Genomic DNA, 15681 nt, shown 5'->3' with positions numbered 1-15681 from the left:
CCGCCGCCGCGCACCGTACCCTTAGGGCTGCGCAGCTTTCCCGCCGTCAGTTACCATTTGTCCGCCAGCGGCATGACGACCGCATCGCGCGACGCCGCTCGCCGGCCGTCGCGCCCAGACAGGAAAACCACGATGCCGTACGCCTCCCTCCCGCGCGCCCTTCGCCCGCTGAGCGCCGCCGTCGCCGTTGCGACGGCCGTGCTGCTCGCCGGCTGCGCCGTCGGGCCCGACTATCACCGGCCCGACACGTCGATCCCCGCCGCATTCAAGGAAGCGCCGGCCGGCTGGAAAGTCGCGCAACCCGCCGACCGCGCCGACCGCGGCCCGTGGTGGGCGGTCTACAACGATCCGCAGCTCGACGCGCTGATCGGCAAGCTCAACGCGTCGAACCAGACCATCGCGCAATCGGCGGCCGCCTACCGGCAGGCGCGCGCGCTTGTCACCGAGGCACGCGCCGCGTATTTCCCGACCGTCGGGCTGACCGCGTCGGGCTCGCGCGCCCGCACGCCGCGCACGTCGCTGTCGTCGGGCTCGTCGTCGAGTTTCGGCAGCGGTTCGTCCGGATCGATCAACAACAGCTACAGCGTCGGCCTCGACGCGAGCTGGGAACCCGACCTGTGGGGCAAGGTGAGCCGCTCCGTCAGCGCGCAGCGCGCCGGCGAAGCCGCCGCCGCGGCCGATCTCGCGAATGCGCGGCTGTCGCAGCAGGCGCTGCTCGCGCAAACCTATTTCCAGTTGCGCACGTCCGATGGGCTGCAGAAGCTGCTCGACGACACCGTGAAGTCGTACGCGCAGTCGCTGAAACTCACGCAGAACCAGTATGCGCAGGGCGTCGCCGCGCGCGCGGACGTGATCCAGGCGCAGACGCAACTGCAGAGCGCGCAGGCGGCGTCGATCGACAACGGCGTCACGCGCGCGCAGTTCGAGCATGCGATCGCGACGCTGATCGGCGAACCGGCGTCGACCTTCTCGCTGCCGCCGAACCCGCTCGCGGCCGAGCCGCCGATCACCCCCGTCGACGTGCCGTCCGCGCTGCTCGAGCGCCGGCCCGACATCGCCGCGGCCGAGCGCCGCGCCGCAGCCGCGAACGAGCAGATCGGCGTCGCGATCGCCGCGTTCTTCCCGACGCTCACGCTGTCGGCCACCGGCGGCGTCCAGAGTTCGGTGTGGTCGCAGTTGTTCACGCTGCCGGCGCGTTTCTGGACGGTCGGTCCGCAGCTTGCGGCGACGCTGTTCGATGCGGGTCTGCGCGCCGCGCAGACCGACGCCGCGCGCGCGACCTACGACCAGGACGTCGCCGCGTATCGCCTCGCGGTGCTCACCGCGTTCCAGGACGTCGAGGACAACCTCGCGTCGCAACGCATCCTCGCGCAGGAAATCGACGTGCAGCGGCAGGCCGTCGACAGCGCCGAGCACGCGCTCGCGATCGTCACGAACCAGTACAAGGCCGGCACGGTCGCGTACCTGAACGTGCTGACCGCGCAGACCACCGCATTCACCGCGCAGCAGAAGCTCTCGACGATCGCCGGGCAGCGGATGGTGTCGTCGGTCGGGCTCGTGAAGGCGCTCGGCGGCGGCTGGGATGCGTCGAACATGGCGCGCGAGACCGGCGACATGGCTGCGCCGGCGCCCGTGCCGGCGTCCGGTGCAGCCGCGCCCGCGGCAACCGCACCGCTCGCGCAGCAGTAAGAAGAGAAGAGGGCGACGCGCGCGTCAGCGCATCGCGTCGCCGAAGATCAGCGACACCTCGTTGTTCCCGGTCGGGTGGCCGAGCAGGTTCAGCAGCCCCGCGAGATTCGCCTGCTGCTCGGGCGCCGCATGCGCGGTGCCGCGGAACGATCCCTGGCCGGCACCGAAGCTGCCGTGCCCGTCCAGGAACAGCGGGCCCTGCGTCGTCGACAGGTCGAGATCGGCGCCCGCTCCCTTCGCCTGCAGCACCGCGCGGTACGAACCGAGCGGCTTCACGCGCGACACGCGCGAACTCATCGAGTCGATCGTCACCGTCAACTGGCCGAACGCGTTGTTGCCGAACAGGCGCCAGTCGGTCCAGCCGACCCGCACGTCGCCCTGCAGGTCGAGCGTGTTGAACGGCGTGCCGAGCCCCGCGAGCAGCGACGCGGGCACGGCCATCGTGCCCGCCGACAGCACCGCGCCGCGCCACGTCGCATCGAGCGTGACGGCATCGGGCATCGCCTCGGTCTGGCGCATACGCATCTGCACGCGCCCGGTCAGCAGCGGCCAGAAGCGCGTGGTCCATTCGACCCGGCCCGGCAGCAGCGTCGCCGCGCTCTGGTCGGCGCCCGGCGCGAGCATCAGCGTGCCCGAGCCATGCCACAGCGACCCGTCCGGATCGACGAGATTCACGTGCCCGCCGGTCGCGCGCGCGAACTGCGGCGCGATCCACGCGGCCGGCGCGAGCGCGACGAGCGTCACCGCCGTTGCGAGCCCGCCTGCCAGTACCCACGGCAATGCGGTGGCGAGCCGCTTCGTCCATGGCCTCATCGACCGACCGCCGCTTGCATCATCCACTGCGTCATCTATTTCTGTACGGAAGGTTGCATCAAGGCCGTCAGGTCGACCTGGCCGTCGTCCTTCAGCGCGGTCGCGTGCGCCTCGCCGACCTGCACCTTGAACTGCCGGCGCGCGTCGTCGAGCCACTGCGTCCACGCCGGGAACGACACGTTCTTCATCTGGACCTGCACGCCGTTGCCGACGATCTGCACCTGCGCACCCTGCAGCCCGTGATCGGACAGCGACGCGGTCAGCGCGTCCTTCAACGCCAGGCCAGTCGGCGCAACACCCTGCGCGGCGGCCGTCAGCGACTTCGCCTCGTTCGCCTGCGCGGTCATCTGCGCGAGTTCGCGGCGCATCGTCGGCAGCTCGCGCTGGATCCGTGCGCGGCCTTCCTGCGCGGGCGACCACAGCACCGAATACGCGATCACGACCGCCAGCACGGCGCTGCCCCAGCCGAGCAGCATCTTCTCGCGCTGCGAGCGCTCACCCCAGAACTGGGTCAGCGTCTGGTTCAGTTGTTCCGTTTTCATGATCGGCTCCGGATCGTCCATTTGCCCGTGTTGCTGTCGACTTCGCCGGACAGTCCGTTGCGCGCGAGGCGCTGCGTGAAATCGGGATCGACCTTGACCTGCGGCTTGAAGCCGACGTCGAGCCGCCGGTCGTGATAATCGAGCGACGCGATGCCGTTCAGCGGCAACGCGCCCATCGAGCGCGTCAGCCCGCTCGACAGCGCGAGGAAATCGTTCGGCGACAGCTCGCCGGCCGCCAGGCGCAACTGATCGAGCTGGCGCTGCATCTGTGCGGGCGGATCGAGCACCGTCGTCGTCTTCGGGAACGCGGACAGCAGCGTTTCGGTGATCTGCGCGGACAGCGCATCGCGTTCGCGCGACAGCTTCCACCAGTGCAGGTTCATCCCGATCACCGCGACGCCGAGCGTCGCCGCGACGAGTGCGAGCGGCACGCGCAGGCGCTTCACCGTCGCGCGGTCGAAGCGCCACGGCTGCGACTCGAATTCGAATTGACACAGGTCGAAACGCTCGGCCAGCGCGCGCCGCGCGAACGCGTCGAATGACAGCGGCGCGGCGCCCGGCAGCAGCGGGCCGTCCGTGCGACCGACCGATGCGAGCCGCGGCTCCGCGCCCGGTTCGCCGAGTTCGTACAGTTCGACGTCGCCGCCGCCCGCGAGCGCGGCCAGCGTGCCGGCCGCGCGCGACGCGGGCGCCGCGAAACCTTCGCCGAGCGCGCCGCGTGCGACCGCGAGTTCGAGGCGCGGCGCGCCAGCCGCGACCGGCTGCGCACCGGCTTCGACGAGCGCCGGTTCGACCGACGCCGCGAGCCCGAGCACCGCGGCGACCGTCGTCGGGCGGGCGGGCGGCTCGACCGCGTGCGCGGCAAGTGCGGCAGCAGCGGCATTGACTGCTTCAGCTTCGGCCGGCGTGGCCGATGCCGTTTCGGCCGGCGCGCGCGGCACCGGCAGGCAGCGGGTCGCGGGCACCGCGCTCAGGTGCCGGTGGCCGGCCGCCGCGAACGCGTCGCAGATCGTGCGGAACCACGCGCGATCGACGACGGCCAGCACGCGTCGCCCGTCGGGCAGCGCGGCCGGATCGAGCGCGATGTGGCAGCCGAGCGGATCCTGGATCAACTGATCCTCGACGATGTTGGGCAGCGCCTGGCGCAGCTTCGGCCCCTTGAGCGGCGGCACCGTCGCGGCCAGCAGCAGCACGTCGCGCGCGGCGACGATCAGCACCGTCGCATTCGCGCGCGGCAGCAGCGCGAGCGCGGCGCGGCCCGCGCGCTGCACCTGGCCGGCCTTGTCGACGAGCGTGAACGGCAGCTCGGGCCACTGCCATTCCTGCAACGGCACGGCAGGCTCGCGCGGCGGCAAAGAAACAATCAACGTGCTCACAAGAGCTCCTCTCCCGATTGGCGTCGTTATAGCTGGTCGCGGATACGCACGACCCGCGTCGAGTGCGTGGTCGGATCACGATACACGAGCGAGGTGCGATCAACCTCCGCGCGTTCGTGCTGGATCCGGCCATGCACGATGAAATAGCTCGAATTGACGTCGACGAGGCTCGAGTCGATCGTCACGTTCGGCGCACCGGCGCCGCGCAGCGCGAGCTGCACGTCGCCGACGTTGCGGAAAAACACGGTCTCGCGGCGCGACACGAGCGCCTGCGCGGACGACACGCTCATCCCCGGCACCAGCGCCGCGATCACCTCGGCCGGCGCGGTGTTCATGTTCACGGGCGTCGTGGTCGGCAGCACGGTGACGAACGGGCGCAGCCGCGCAACCATCTCGGGCGTCACGCCGTCGACGTCGAGCAGGCTGTCGACGCTCGTCATCATCAGCGGCGCGGGCCCGCGGTCGCCGCCGGACATGCCGGGATCGTCGGTGAAGCCGCCGCCGCCCTGCTGGTCGGTGGTCACCGGCGCGGTGGCCGGCGCCGTGCCGCCGCCGCCCGGCAGCGTCGGCATCTGGAAGCGCGTCGCCGAATGCATGAGGCCCGCGCGCACCTGCAGCGCGATCCGTTTCGCGAACGCGCCGTCGTAGCCGAGCGTCGTCAGCAGGCGCTGGAACGCCTGGAGCTGCGTGACGTTCAGTTGCAGCACGCCGGGCGCCGGCGCCGCCACGAGGTTGCGCAGGTTGAACTTCGCCTGCGCGTCCTCGATCGAGCCGGAGATATAGGTGTCTTCGCCGCCGTTGTCGTTGGGCGCGCCGATCCGGCCGAGGAAGTCCGACAGCTTCGTCTTCGCGATCGGCACGCCCCAGATTCCGCCGAGATACGTGATGCCGGGCGCCGTGTCGCCTTCGGAGCGCAGGATCATCCGCGTCCAGTCGAGCGCGCCGCGCGCGACCCACTGCGCCTGCGCGATCACGCGCTGGTTCTCGATGCGGCGGATCTGCACCTGCTGGCGCCACAGCATCCCCGAGACGAGGATCGCCGACAGTGCGACGACGAGCAGCGCGGTGATGATCGCCGCGCCGCGCTGGCGGCCGCGCGCGGCAACGCGGTGGGGGGAGAGCGGACGGTGAGGGCGCGCGCGCATCGTCATTCCCCGACGAGGAACACGCGCGTGACCGGCACCCGCAGCGACGTCGCGCCGATGCTGACCTGCAGCCCCGTCACCGCGCGCTGCGGCGGCGCGTTGCCGATCTGCGGCACCTTGAGCGCATCGTTGTTCTGCGCGAGCGCGTCGTCGGCCGTCTGCAGGTTGGTGGTCCAGCCCACGCGCGGCACGTACAGCTTCGCGTCGATCGCGCCGACGCCGCCCATCAGCGCAACCCAGCTCCAGCCTTCGACGCTGCTGTCCTTCAGCACGCCTTGCAGCCGGTTCGCGTCGTCGATCGGCGGCGACGCATAGCGCACGACACGCCCGCCGGCGATCCGGTAGCGGACCACCTGCAGCCGCGGCGCGGCGCCCGGCACCTCGAATTCGCGGACGATCTGCAGCGTATTGCCGGCGACGCCGATCGCCGGCTGGCCGGCCTCGTCGTCGGTCGCGGCCAGCCGCGCGTCGATGCGCATCTGGTCGAACATCTGCGCGAAGACGCGCTCGTCTTCCATCGCGGAAGCGACCTTGTCGCGGCCGCGCATGATCTGGTCGAGCCCGCGCCACGCAAGAATCGCGACCACCGCGAGGATCGCGATCGCGATCATCAGCTCGATCAGCGTGAAGCCCCGGGCGGGGCGCGCGTGCGGGCGTCGCATCGGCGCGTCAGAGCGGACGGCTGGTTTCATTCGCGACCACCGTCACCATCTGCGCGAGCACGCCGGCGCGCCCGGGCGTGCTCACCGAAACCCGGACGCGCCGGAACACGGGGTTCGGCGTGGCGCTCACGCTCTGCGTGCAGACGAGCTGCACGTTGCCTTGCGAACAGTCGAAACTCTGCTCGCCGATCTGCGGCCACGCATGCGTGAGCCGCAACTGCGCGAGCGCGTTGTCGGCGCTCCAGCCGGCCAGCAGCCGGCGATGGAGCTCGGACGCGTTGGTCGCCATCGTGCCGACCGCGCGGATCGACGCGGCGAGCGCAACCGCGATGATCGCGAGCGCGACCAGCACCTCGATCATCGTGAAGCCCCGCCCCGAAGGCAGTCCACTTGGGGGATTGGGGTGCGACGCAGCAACGGGGAAGGGCAGGCGACGACGCATCGTCATTGCACCTCGTAGCGGCCGTTGCCGGTGCCGACGATCGTCGCGCTGCCGACGGTCGAATGCAGCGTCACGCGCACTGGCGTGTCGATGCTCTCGGTGCCGAACACGACGCGGTTCGCATGCGTATCGGAGCCCGGGTAGTCGATGTCGGCACCCGTCACACCGCCGTCCCAGTCGCGCGGGCGCAGCAGGTCGTCGCGCAGCGTGCGCCAGCCGTCGGGCGAACTCACGTCGAAACGGAAGCCGTGCGCGGTCGGCTGCCACGCGATCGGGCGCGCGCGCACCTGTGCTTCGTCGCCGGCGGTCTCGAACAGCAGCGCGATGCGCTGCGCTTCCTCGCGCAGGTCGGTGCGTGGATTGCGCGTCAGCGACAGCGACGCAAGCGACACGAGCAGCCCCGCGATCACGAGCACGACCAGCATTTCGAGCAGCGTAAAGCCGCTCGCGCGAACGTGCCGCACGCCGTGCTTCAGCGGCCCGCCCTCGGCGCGTGCCGATACGGACGGCGCCGCGCCGCGAAGCACACGGCAATCGCGGCCGCAGCGGGAAGTCGTGCGAATGGCGAGCATGAAGAGCGGGAACGAAGCGTCGGGACGATCAGCGCCGGCTTATTGCCACGAACCGATGTCGGAGTCGTTGCTCTCGCCGCCTTCCTTGCCGTCGGCACCGTAGCTGAATACGTCGATCTCGCCGTGCACGCCCGGGTTCAGGTACTTGTACCCGTTACCCCACGGATCGTTCGGCAGGCGCTCGAGGTAACCGCCGTCCTTCCAGTTGTTCGGGATCGGATCGGTGGACGGCTTCTGGATCAGCGCGTTCAGGCCCTGCTCCTGGCTCGGATAACGGCCGTTGTCGAGACGGTACAGCTTGAGCGCCTGCATGATCGTGCCGATGTCCTGCTTCGCGGCGATGCGGCGCGCCTCGTCCGGGCGACTCATGATCTTCGGCACGATCAGCGCCGCCAGGATCCCGAGGATCGCGACCACCACCATGATCTCGATCAGCGTGAAACCGCGCTGACGACGCACGGCCGCGTTGCGGCGAGTGATCCACGTTTGCATGACTGACTACCTCTTTCCAAAAAATGTCGTCGATTGAGTGACGCACCCCGTGCACCGGATGATGACCTGACGGCAACCTTCCGAACCCGCGGGCGCGGAGCACGCATTGTAAGGCGCGCATCGCCGAGGGCTTTCACCCAACGCAAATTTCATATACATCCGTACAATAGCGCGCATGAACGCGCTCTCGATCCGGATCCTTTCCCTAGCCCTCTTCGCGGGTTTGTGCGCGACGGCCACCTACTGGGTCGTCACGCTGTCGGCCCGCGAAGCACCGCTGCCCGCCGCCGCCGCGCGGCCGCCGATCCGCACCGAGGACGCCGCGGCGCTCTTCGGCGGTCAGCTCGACAAGAACCCCGTGCAGGACATCCACCTGTTCGGCATCCTCTCGCTCGATCGCGGCGCCGCCGCGATCGTCGGCGTCGGCGGCGAACCGCCGCGCGCCGTGTCGCTCGGCGCGGACGTCACGCCCGGCGCGAAGCTCGCCGAAGTCCGCCCCCGCTCGATCGTCGTCGACCGCAACGGCGCGCGCGCCGAAATCCAGCTCCCGGCGAACACGCCGTCCCCCGCGATCTACATGCGCTGAACGGCGACGGCCTCACCGACCATCAGGGGGCCGTCACTGCACCATGTTGTTCAGCTCGATGATCGGCAGCATCACGGCCAGCACGATCACGAGCACGATGCCGCCCATCGCCAGGATCAGCAGCGGCTCGAGCAGGCTCGTCAGGAACATCGTGCGGCGTTCGAGCTCGCGCGCTTCGCCTTCGGCCGCGCGATCCAGCATCGTCGTCACGTCGCCCGTCGCTTCGCCTGAACGGATCAGGTGCACGAGCACCGGCGGAAACGTCTTCACGTTGTTCAGCGCGCGCGACAGCGCGGAGCCTTCGCGCACGCGCACGATCGCGTCGTCGATGTTCGCGCGCATCGCACGGTTCGACAGCGTCTCGCCGGCCGCCTGCAACGCGCGCAGGATCGGCACGCCGGCCGCGGTGAGGATGCCGAGCGTGCTCGCGAAGCGCACCGTGTTGTAGCCGCGCACGAGCTTGCCCGCGAGCGGCGCGGTCAGCACCCAGCGGTCGAACGCGAGCCGCGGCCCGTCGCGCGACAGCGTCGCCTTCACGAACCACACGATCAGCGCGACCGCGATCAGGATCGCCCACCACCAGTGCCGCACGAAATCCGACAGCGCCATCATCACGATCGTCAGCACGGGCAACTGCTGTTTCGTGCTCGCAAACACGTTGACGACCTGCGGCACGACGTAGCTCAGCAGAAACGTGACGATGCCGAACGCGATCAGCGTGACGATGCCCGGATACGTGAAGGCCAGCAGGATCTTCTGCTTCAGCGCGTTGCTCTGCTCGATGTAGTCGGCCAGCCGCGACAGCACGATGCCGAGCTTGCCCGTGTGCTCGCCCGCCGCGACGAGCGCGCGGTAGATTTCCGGAAAATCGCGCGGATGCTGGCCCAGCGCATTCGCGAGCGAATGGCCGCCGAGCACCTCGGCGCGGATCGCGGCCATCAGCTCGCGGATGTAGTCGCGCTCGGCCTGCTCGGTCAGCACGCCGAGCGCTTCGTCGAGCGGCAGCCCCGCGATCAGCAGGCTCGCGAGCTGGCGCGTCAGGATCGCCTGTTCGCGCTGCGACAGCTTGCGGCCGAACGCGAGCCGCTGCGTACGCGCGCCGCGCGTTGCGCTGGCGGCCGGCTCGACGACGAGCGGCGTGAGCCCCTGCGTGCGCAACTGGCCGCGCGCGGCACGTGCGCTGTCGGCATCGATGACGCCTTTCTGCGCGTGTCCCGCCGAATCGATCGCTTCGAAACGGAATGCCGGCATCGCGCTATGCGCCTCCCGTCACACGCAGCACTTCCTCGAGCGACGTCGCGCCGGACGCGAGCCAGCGCTCGGCGTCGTCGCGCAGCGTGCGCATCCCTTCCGCGCGGCTGGTGGCCAGAATCTCCGCGTCGGCCGCGTTGCGGTGGATCAGCGCGCGGATCGAGTCGTCGACCAGCAGCAGTTCGTATACGCCGCGCCGGCCCGAGTAGCCCGAATGCCCGCACTTGTCGCAGCCGACCGGATGCCACACGATGCGGCCGTCCTCATGCCGCTCTTCCTTGCAGACCGGGCAGAGCTGCCGCACCAGGCGCTGCGCGAGCACGCCGAGCAGCGACGATGCGAGCAGGTAGGGCTCGACGCCCATGTCGGTCAGACGCGTGACGGCCGACGCCGCATCGTTCGTGTGCAGCGTCGCGAGCACGAGGTGGCCCGTCAGCGACGCCTGCACCGCGATCTGCGCGGTTTCGAGGTCGCGGATTTCGCCGATCATGATCACGTCCGGATCCTGGCGCAGGATCGAGCGCAGCGCACGGGCAAAGGTCATCCCGATCCGCTCGTTCACCTGCGTCTGGCCGATGCCGCCGAGGTCGTATTCGATCGGGTCCTCGACGGTCATGATGTTGGTCGTCGCGGTTTCGAGCCGGGACATCGACGCATACAGCGTCGTCGTCTTGCCCGAACCCGTCGGGCCCGTGACGAGCACGATGCCGTGCGGTCGCGCGATCAGCTTGTCGAACTGGCGGAGCGTGTCGCGGCCCATCCCGAGCGCTTCGAGATTCAGGCGCTTCGCATCCTTTTCCAGCAGACGCAGCACCGCGCGCTCGCCGTGCCCGGTCGGCAGCGTCGATACGCGCACGTCGACCGGCCGGCCGCCGACGCGCAGCGTGATGCGGCCGTCCTGCGGCAGGCGTTTCTCCGCGATGTCGAGCTGCGCCATGATCTTGATCCGCGAGATCAGTGCGCCGTGCAGCGCCTTCTTCGGGCGCACGACGTCGCGCAGCGTGCCGTCGACGCGAAAGCGCACGACGGACGAATTCTCGAACGGCTCGATGTGAATGTCCGACGCCTGTTCGCGCGCCGCTTGCGTGAGCAGCGCGTTGATCATCCGGATGATCGGCGCGTCGTCTTCCGACTCGAGCAGATCCTCGACTTCCGGGATGTCCTGCATCAGCCGCGACAGGTCGACTTCGCCTTCGACCTCGCCGACCACCTGCGCGGCGCTGCCGTCATGACGCGAGTAGGCCTGGTTGATCGCCTGCGCGAGTTCGTCGGCCGGCACGCGGTGCACGGAAATCGAGCCGAAGTTGCGCGCGATCTCCGCGAGCGCGGCGTCGCTCGTGCGTTCGCTGATCCACACCTCGAGCGTGTCGTCGAGCTGGTGCGCGATCAGCACCTGGCCGCTCTTCGCGAAGCCGTACGGCAACAGGCGCGCGGCGAGCGGCGACGGCGGCTGCCGTTCGCCCGGCGCGCCGTCGTGGGCGGAAGATGCGGGCAGGTCGGTCACTGCGAGGCTCCCGGCGTGGCGGTCAGCGGCTGTTGCGGTACCGCCTGCTGCGGCACGCTCTGCGGCTGCACGGGTGTCTGCTCCGGCAACGGCTGGGCCGGGACCGGCGCCACCTGGCGCTGCAACTGCTGGCGGCGCATCTTGTCGAGATCGAACAGGTTCCCGGCTGGCGTACCGCCCTGGCTCGGGCCGAGCGGCATCGGCGGGACGACCGGATCGTCCTTGTCGCGGATCACGTTGTTATCCGACTTGTATGCACCCGTCACACCCTGGATGTAGTCGTAGCGGTTGGCCGTGACTTCCTGCGCGGTACTGCGGTCGGAGATGATCACGGGGCGCAGGAACACCATCAGGTTGGTTTTCTGGCGCTGCTTCGATTCCGAACGGAACAACTGGCCGATCCACGGGATGTCGCCGAGCAGCGGTACCTTGCTGTTCGACACCTGGTAGTTATCCTGCATCAACCCGCCGAGCACGATGATCTCGCCGTTGTCCGCCAGGATCGTCGACTGGATCGAGCGCTTCGTGAAGGTCGGGCCGGTCTGCGCGTTCGTGGTGCTGCTAACGACCGCCGAATCTTCCGTGTAGAGCTGCAGCTTCAGGATTCCGCCGTCGGTAATCTGCGGCTTCACGTGCAACGTCAGGCCGACGTCGCGACGGTCGTAGGTATTGAACGCATTGCTCGTCGTGCCGCTCGTCAGGTTCGAATACGAACCGGTCGCGATCGGCACGTTCTGGCCGACGACGATCTTCGCTTCCTCGTTGTCGAGCGTGATCAGGTTCGGCGTCGACAGCACGTTCGCGTCGCTTACGCCCGAGAAATACTGCAGCAGTGCGCCGAGCCCCTGTACGCCGAACATGTTGTGCAGCCAGCCGATGTTGAGGCCCTGGTTCAGCCCCGCGATGTTGGCCGCCAGCCCGGTGGTGGCCGCCGTGCCGCCGGTCGTCAGGTTGATGATGCTGTTGCCCGCCACGCTGCCGGCCGTGGCCGCCAGGTTCGTGCCGCCGAGAAACTGGCCGCTCGCCACCTGCCACTGGATGCCGAGGTTGCCCTGCGTCGTCGAGTTCAGCTCGACGATCAGCGCTTCGATATAGACCTGCGCACGCCGCGCGTCGAGCTGGTCGATCACCGAGCGCAGGTTCCGGTAAACCGGATCGGACGCGGTGATGATCAGCGAGTTGGTCGCCGCATCGGCCTGGATCATCCCGCCCGGCTGGTTGTCGTCGCTCTTGTCCTTGTCGCCGCCGAGCAGGCCGGCGGAGCCGAGGCCGCCGCTGCCGGACGAGCCGCCGTACGACGACGACGAGGACGACGAGCCGCCGAGGCCGCCCGACGGCAGCGGCGGGGTGCCGGACGTGCCGGTCGAGAAGTTGCCGCTCGACGACGAGCCGCCGCTCTGGTTGAAGCTGTTCGCATCGTTGGACGACGCCGACGAGCCGCTGTCGGTGCCGCCCTTGCCGAGCATCCCGCGCAGCGTCTTCGCGAGCTTCACCGCATCGGCGTTGCGCAGCGGCACGACGTGCATGTTGCCGGGCACCGCGCTCGGCGCGTCGAGCTGCTGCACGAGGCGCTTTGCGGCCGCAAGGCGCGATGCGCTCGACGCACGCAGCATCAGCGAGTTGGTGCGCGGGTCGGCCGTGACCGACACCTTCAGCGTTGCGTCGCTGTTGCCGATCGCGCCCGGGTCGAGCATTTTCTGCAGTTGCGCGGCGAGGTCGATCGCGTTCGCGTTGCGCAGCGGAATGACCTGCACCTGCGCGCCCGCGGCGCTGTCGACGCCCGCGATGATCTGCGCGATGCGGCGCACGTTGTCCGCGTAGTCGGTCACGACGATCGTGTTGTTCGCCGGGTAGGCCGTCACCGTGTTGTTCGGCGAGATCAGCGGCCGCAGCACGGGCAGCAGGTTGTTCGCCGATTCATTGTGCAACTCGAACACCTGCGTGATCACCTGGTCGCCGCGCGCCTGCGGCGCATTGCCGACATAGGTCGGCACGCCTTGCAGCTTCGCGTCGGCCTCGGGCACGACCTTCAGCACGCCGTGATCCTGCACGAGCGCGAAGCCCTGCATGCGCAGCGCCGACTGCAGCGTCTTCAGCGCCTGGTCTTCCGGCACCGGACGTTCGGCGACGAGGTTGAGCTGCCCCTTCACACGGGGGTCGACGATGATGGTCTTGCCGGTCGCGGCGCCGATCGCTTTCGCGACCTGGTCGATATCCGCATTCACGAAGTTGAGCGTGACCTGAGCGTAGGCGGCCTGCGAGACGATGATGCCGGCGACGATGAGGGTCGTGGCAATGCGCCGCATAACGAAGCGATTTCTTGTCATGGATGAATGGGTCGATGCCGGCTCAGGCCACTTCCGGCGGTAGTACTGGGATCCAAGTCCGAAAGAGGCGACATTAGCAGTTTTTCATGTCCGAAATATCACATTGATCCGAGGACTGTCTCACATACGACATGTATCCGGCGAGTCGTATGCAATATGTAAGATTCGGTGCTATGCCGGCATGCCGGCCATCGCCCCCGTTTCGCGATGAAGCGACACGAAAATGCGGTATAACCGGGCTGCCGTGTTTCCGCATGTTGTCACGTGACGGACTGCCGGTATGATACGGGCGGCAAGTTTCTCGTCGCACGAATAACAGGCACGGGTTTTCCCGACCCGCGCGCCATTCCTTTTCGTTTCCGCACCATGAACAGACGGTTCGCTTCGATCGCGTTGATCGCCGCCGGCGCGTGGTTCGCCAGTGCAAACGCTCGCGCGGATTGTTTCGACGAGGCCGCCAGATACCAGCAGGTCAATCCGCTGATCCTGCGCGCGATCGCATGGCAGGAATCGCGCAACCGGCCCGGTGCGCTGAACAAGAACACGAACGGCTCGATCGACTACGGCCTGATGCAGATCAATTCGATCCACCTGCCGACGCTGTCGCGCTACGGGATCGACCGCGGCACGCTGATGGAACCGTGCAAGAACGTCTACATCGCCGCGTGGCATCTGAAACAGAAGATGAACCGCTACGGCAACACCTGGCAGGCCGTCGGCGCCTATCATTCCGAAACGCCGTCGCTGCGCGACAAGTATGCGCGGCAGATCGCCGGCATCCTGACGCAATGGAAGCTGCTGCCGCCCGCGCCATGACGCTGCGCCGCATCGCGGCCTGACGCGGTGCCGGCCGGCCGGCGCGCGTTTGATGCACAATGCGGGCTCACGCCGCAAGTTCGCCCGTCCGCGGGCCGATCGCGCCCCCGAAGGGCGCCGCGGCCGCTTTTTCATCTTTTCCGTTGGTGCGTACCCCAATGAACCAGCCGTTGCCCGTCACCGTGCTGTCCGGCTTCCTCGGCGCCGGCAAGACCACGCTGCTCAATCACATCCTCGCGAACCGCGCGGGCCTGAAAGTCGCCGTGATCGTCAACGATCTCGCGGCGGTCAACATCGACGCGTCGCTCGTGCGCGACACGCAGGCGCTGTCGCTCGTCGAGGAACGCCTCATCGAAATGTCGAACGGCTGCATCTGTTGCACGCTGCGCGACGACCTGCTCGTCGAGATCCGCAATCTCGCGTCCGAAGGCCGCTTCGACGCGATCATGATCGAATCGACCGGTATCGCAGAGCCGATGCCGATCGCCGAAACCTTCACGTTCGTCGACGACGACGGCGAGTCGCTGTCGAAAATCGCACGGCTCGACACGCTCGTCACCGTGGTCGACGCGTACAACTTCCTGCGCGACTACGGCTCCGACGACGCACTCGCGACGCGCGGCATCGCCGCGTCGGAACAAGACGACCGCACGCTCGTCGAGTTGCTGATCGAGCAGATCGAATTCTGCGACGTGCTGGTGATCAACAAGGCCGACCTCGTCGGCGCGGACGAACTCGCGCGCCTGCAGCACATCCTCGCGCGGCTCAATCCGCGCGCGCACCAGGTCGTGTCGACGTTCGGCGACGTGCCGCTCGACGAAGTGCTGAACACGGGACGCTTCGATTTCGACGAGGCCGCGAATGCGCCGGGCTGGCTCGCGTCGCTCGATCACGATCACACGCATTGCGACGACCCCGACTGCCATGACGAACATCATGCGCACGTGCACGGCGAAGCCGACGAATTCGGGATCGGCAATTTTGTTTACCGCGCGCGCCGGCCGTTCCATCCGGCACGACTCTGGGCGCTGCTGCACCAGGAGTGGCCGGGTGTATTGCGCAGCAAGGGCTTCTTCTGGCTCGCAACGCGCAACGACATCGCGGGCTCGCTGTCGCAAGCGGGCGGCGTGTGCCGGCATGGGCCGGCGGGTCTCTGGTGGGCCGCGCAGGATCGCGCGGAATGGCCGGACGACGACGAGCTGCTCGCTGAAATCCGCGCCGAATGGCACGGCGATCTCGACGATCGCACGGTCGGCGATCGCCGCCAGGAACTCGTGCTGATCGGCATCGCGCTCGACGCCGATGCATGGCGCGAGAAACTCGATGCATGCCTGCTGACCGATGCGGAATTCGCCGTCGGCGCGGCGGGATGGAGCGCATTCGACGATCCGTTCCCGGCGTGGGATGTCGATTCGCACGACGACGACGATCACGGCGACACGCAAATCGTGCACGCATGACGCC

15 protein-coding genes are annotated in these 15681 nt (G+C 68.6%); 4 read left to right on the top strand and 11 right to left on the bottom strand.

The features are described 5' to 3' along the window. Positions 1 to 132 precede the first annotated feature (132 nt). The gene (locus JYG32_RS14360; protein WP_213263892.1) at positions 133 to 1689 is read left to right on the top strand and encodes an efflux transporter outer membrane subunit; all 1557 of its coding nucleotides are present in this window, start codon (positions 133 to 135) and stop codon (positions 1687 to 1689) included. Positions 1690 to 1713: 24 nt separating this feature from the next. Here JYG32_RS14360 and JYG32_RS14355 read toward each other — a convergent pair whose 3' ends face one another. The 8 genes from JYG32_RS14355 to gspG are packed head-to-tail and all read right to left on the bottom strand — an operon-like array spanning position 1714 to position 7733. After that, entirely contained in the window at positions 1714 to 2502 is a 789-nt protein-coding gene (locus JYG32_RS14355) for a type II secretion system protein N (RefSeq protein WP_213263891.1), read from the bottom strand. Between the two features lie 35 nt (positions 2503 to 2537). Next, a complete protein-coding gene (gene gspM, locus JYG32_RS14350; RefSeq protein ID WP_213263890.1) occupies positions 2538 to 3044 on the bottom strand; it encodes a type II secretion system protein GspM in 507 nt (168 codons plus the stop codon). Continuing rightward, a complete protein-coding gene (gene gspL / locus JYG32_RS14345) occupies positions 3041 to 4420 on the bottom strand; it encodes a type II secretion system protein GspL (protein ID WP_213263889.1) in 1380 nt (459 codons plus the stop codon). The genes gspM and gspL overlap by 4 nt, the downstream gene beginning before the upstream one ends. Before the next feature lie 26 nt (positions 4421 to 4446). Continuing rightward, positions 4447 to 5565: a type II secretion system minor pseudopilin GspK gene (gene gspK / locus JYG32_RS14340; protein ID WP_213263888.1), complete on the bottom strand. Its 1119-nt coding sequence runs from the start codon at positions 5563 to 5565 to the stop codon at positions 4447 to 4449. Positions 5566 to 5567: 2 nt separating this feature from the next. Continuing rightward, positions 5568 to 6227: a PulJ/GspJ family protein gene (locus JYG32_RS14335; protein WP_407062098.1), complete on the bottom strand. Its 660-nt coding sequence runs from the start codon at positions 6225 to 6227 to the stop codon at positions 5568 to 5570. A 7-nt stretch (positions 6228 to 6234) separates the two neighbouring features. Then, positions 6235 to 6675, bottom strand: coding sequence for a type II secretion system minor pseudopilin GspI (gene gspI / locus JYG32_RS14330; protein ID WP_433960827.1), 441 nt, complete (start codon positions 6673 to 6675; stop codon positions 6235 to 6237). Beyond that, entirely contained in the window at positions 6672 to 7241 is a 570-nt protein-coding gene (locus JYG32_RS14325; RefSeq protein WP_174380311.1) for a GspH/FimT family pseudopilin, read from the bottom strand. The genes gspI and JYG32_RS14325 overlap by 4 nt, the downstream gene beginning before the upstream one ends. A gap of 39 nt (positions 7242 to 7280) precedes the next feature. Beyond that, positions 7281 to 7733: a type II secretion system major pseudopilin GspG gene (gene gspG / locus JYG32_RS14320; protein ID WP_006759194.1), complete on the bottom strand. Its 453-nt coding sequence runs from the start codon at positions 7731 to 7733 to the stop codon at positions 7281 to 7283. Between the two features lie 175 nt (positions 7734 to 7908). Here gspG and JYG32_RS14315 point away from each other — a divergent pair, with 175 nt between their 5' ends. After that, entirely contained in the window at positions 7909 to 8319 is a 411-nt protein-coding gene (locus tag JYG32_RS14315; RefSeq protein WP_174380312.1) for a general secretion pathway protein GspC, read from the top strand. A gap of 33 nt (positions 8320 to 8352) precedes the next feature. Here JYG32_RS14315 and gspF read toward each other — a convergent pair whose 3' ends face one another. From gspF to gspD, 3 genes are read right to left on the bottom strand one after another with little or no spacing between them, the layout of a single operon-like run. Further along, a complete protein-coding gene (gene gspF, locus JYG32_RS14310) occupies positions 8353 to 9570 on the bottom strand; it encodes a type II secretion system inner membrane protein GspF (protein ID WP_174380313.1) in 1218 nt (405 codons plus the stop codon). A 4-nt stretch (positions 9571 to 9574) separates the two neighbouring features. After that, complete coding sequence (gene gspE, locus JYG32_RS14305) at positions 9575 to 11074, bottom strand: type II secretion system ATPase GspE (protein WP_174380314.1); 1500 nt, start codon at positions 11072 to 11074, stop codon at positions 9575 to 9577. Then, the gene (gene gspD / locus JYG32_RS14300; protein WP_213263886.1) at positions 11071 to 13401 is read right to left on the bottom strand and encodes a type II secretion system secretin GspD; all 2331 of its coding nucleotides are present in this window, start codon (positions 13399 to 13401) and stop codon (positions 11071 to 11073) included. Before gspD ends, gspE begins: the two co-directional genes overlap by 4 nt. 366 nt (positions 13402 to 13767) lie before the next feature. Here gspD and JYG32_RS14295 point away from each other — a divergent pair, with 366 nt between their 5' ends. After that, a complete protein-coding gene (locus JYG32_RS14295) occupies positions 13768 to 14217 on the top strand; it encodes a lytic transglycosylase domain-containing protein (protein WP_174380316.1) in 450 nt (149 codons plus the stop codon). Between the two features lie 146 nt (positions 14218 to 14363). Next, on the top strand, positions 14364 to 15677 hold the full coding sequence (locus JYG32_RS14290) for a GTP-binding protein (protein WP_283842728.1): 1314 nt from the start codon (positions 14364 to 14366) through the stop codon (positions 15675 to 15677). Positions 15678 to 15681: the final 4 nt, after the last annotated feature.

Origin of the sequence: Burkholderia pyrrocinia (assembly GCF_018417535.1) — a bacterium.
Taxonomy (GTDB): Bacteria; Pseudomonadota; Gammaproteobacteria; order Burkholderiales; family Burkholderiaceae; genus Burkholderia; species Burkholderia pyrrocinia_E.
Note: the sequence above shows the minus strand (reverse complement) of the source record. Positions and strands in the feature narration are given on the sequence as shown.

Bases quoted from the DNA above. Each gene is read 5' to 3' on its own strand.
- JYG32_RS14360 (WP_213263892.1), top strand. From the start codon at position 133: ATGCCGTACGCCTCCCTCCCGCGCGCCCTTCGCCCGCTGAGCGCCGCC.
- JYG32_RS14355 (WP_213263891.1), bottom strand. From the start codon at position 2,502: ATGAGGCCATGGACGAAGCGGCTCGCCACCGCATTGCCGTGGGTACTG.
- gspM (WP_213263890.1), bottom strand. From the start codon at position 3,044: ATGAAAACGGAACAACTGAACCAGACGCTGACCCAGTTCTGGGGTGAG.
- gspK (WP_213263888.1), bottom strand. From the start codon at position 5,565: ATGCGCGCGCGCCCTCACCGTCCGCTCTCCCCCCACCGCGTTGCCGCG.
- JYG32_RS14335 (WP_407062098.1), bottom strand. From the start codon at position 6,227: ATGCGACGCCCGCACGCGCGCCCCGCCCGGGGCTTCACGCTGATCGAG.
- gspI (WP_433960827.1), bottom strand. From the start codon at position 6,675: ATGACGATGCGTCGTCGCCTGCCCTTCCCCGTTGCTGCGTCGCACCCC.
- JYG32_RS14325 (WP_174380311.1), bottom strand. From the start codon at position 7,241: ATGCTCGCCATTCGCACGACTTCCCGCTGCGGCCGCGATTGCCGTGTG.
- gspG (WP_006759194.1), bottom strand. From the start codon at position 7,733: ATGCAAACGTGGATCACTCGCCGCAACGCGGCCGTGCGTCGTCAGCGC.
- JYG32_RS14315 (WP_174380312.1), top strand. From the start codon at position 7,909: ATGAACGCGCTCTCGATCCGGATCCTTTCCCTAGCCCTCTTCGCGGGT.
- gspF (WP_174380313.1), bottom strand. From the start codon at position 9,570: ATGCCGGCATTCCGTTTCGAAGCGATCGATTCGGCGGGACACGCGCAG.
- gspD (WP_213263886.1), bottom strand. From the start codon at position 13,401: ATGACAAGAAATCGCTTCGTTATGCGGCGCATTGCCACGACCCTCATC.
- JYG32_RS14295 (WP_174380316.1), top strand. From the start codon at position 13,768: ATGAACAGACGGTTCGCTTCGATCGCGTTGATCGCCGCCGGCGCGTGG.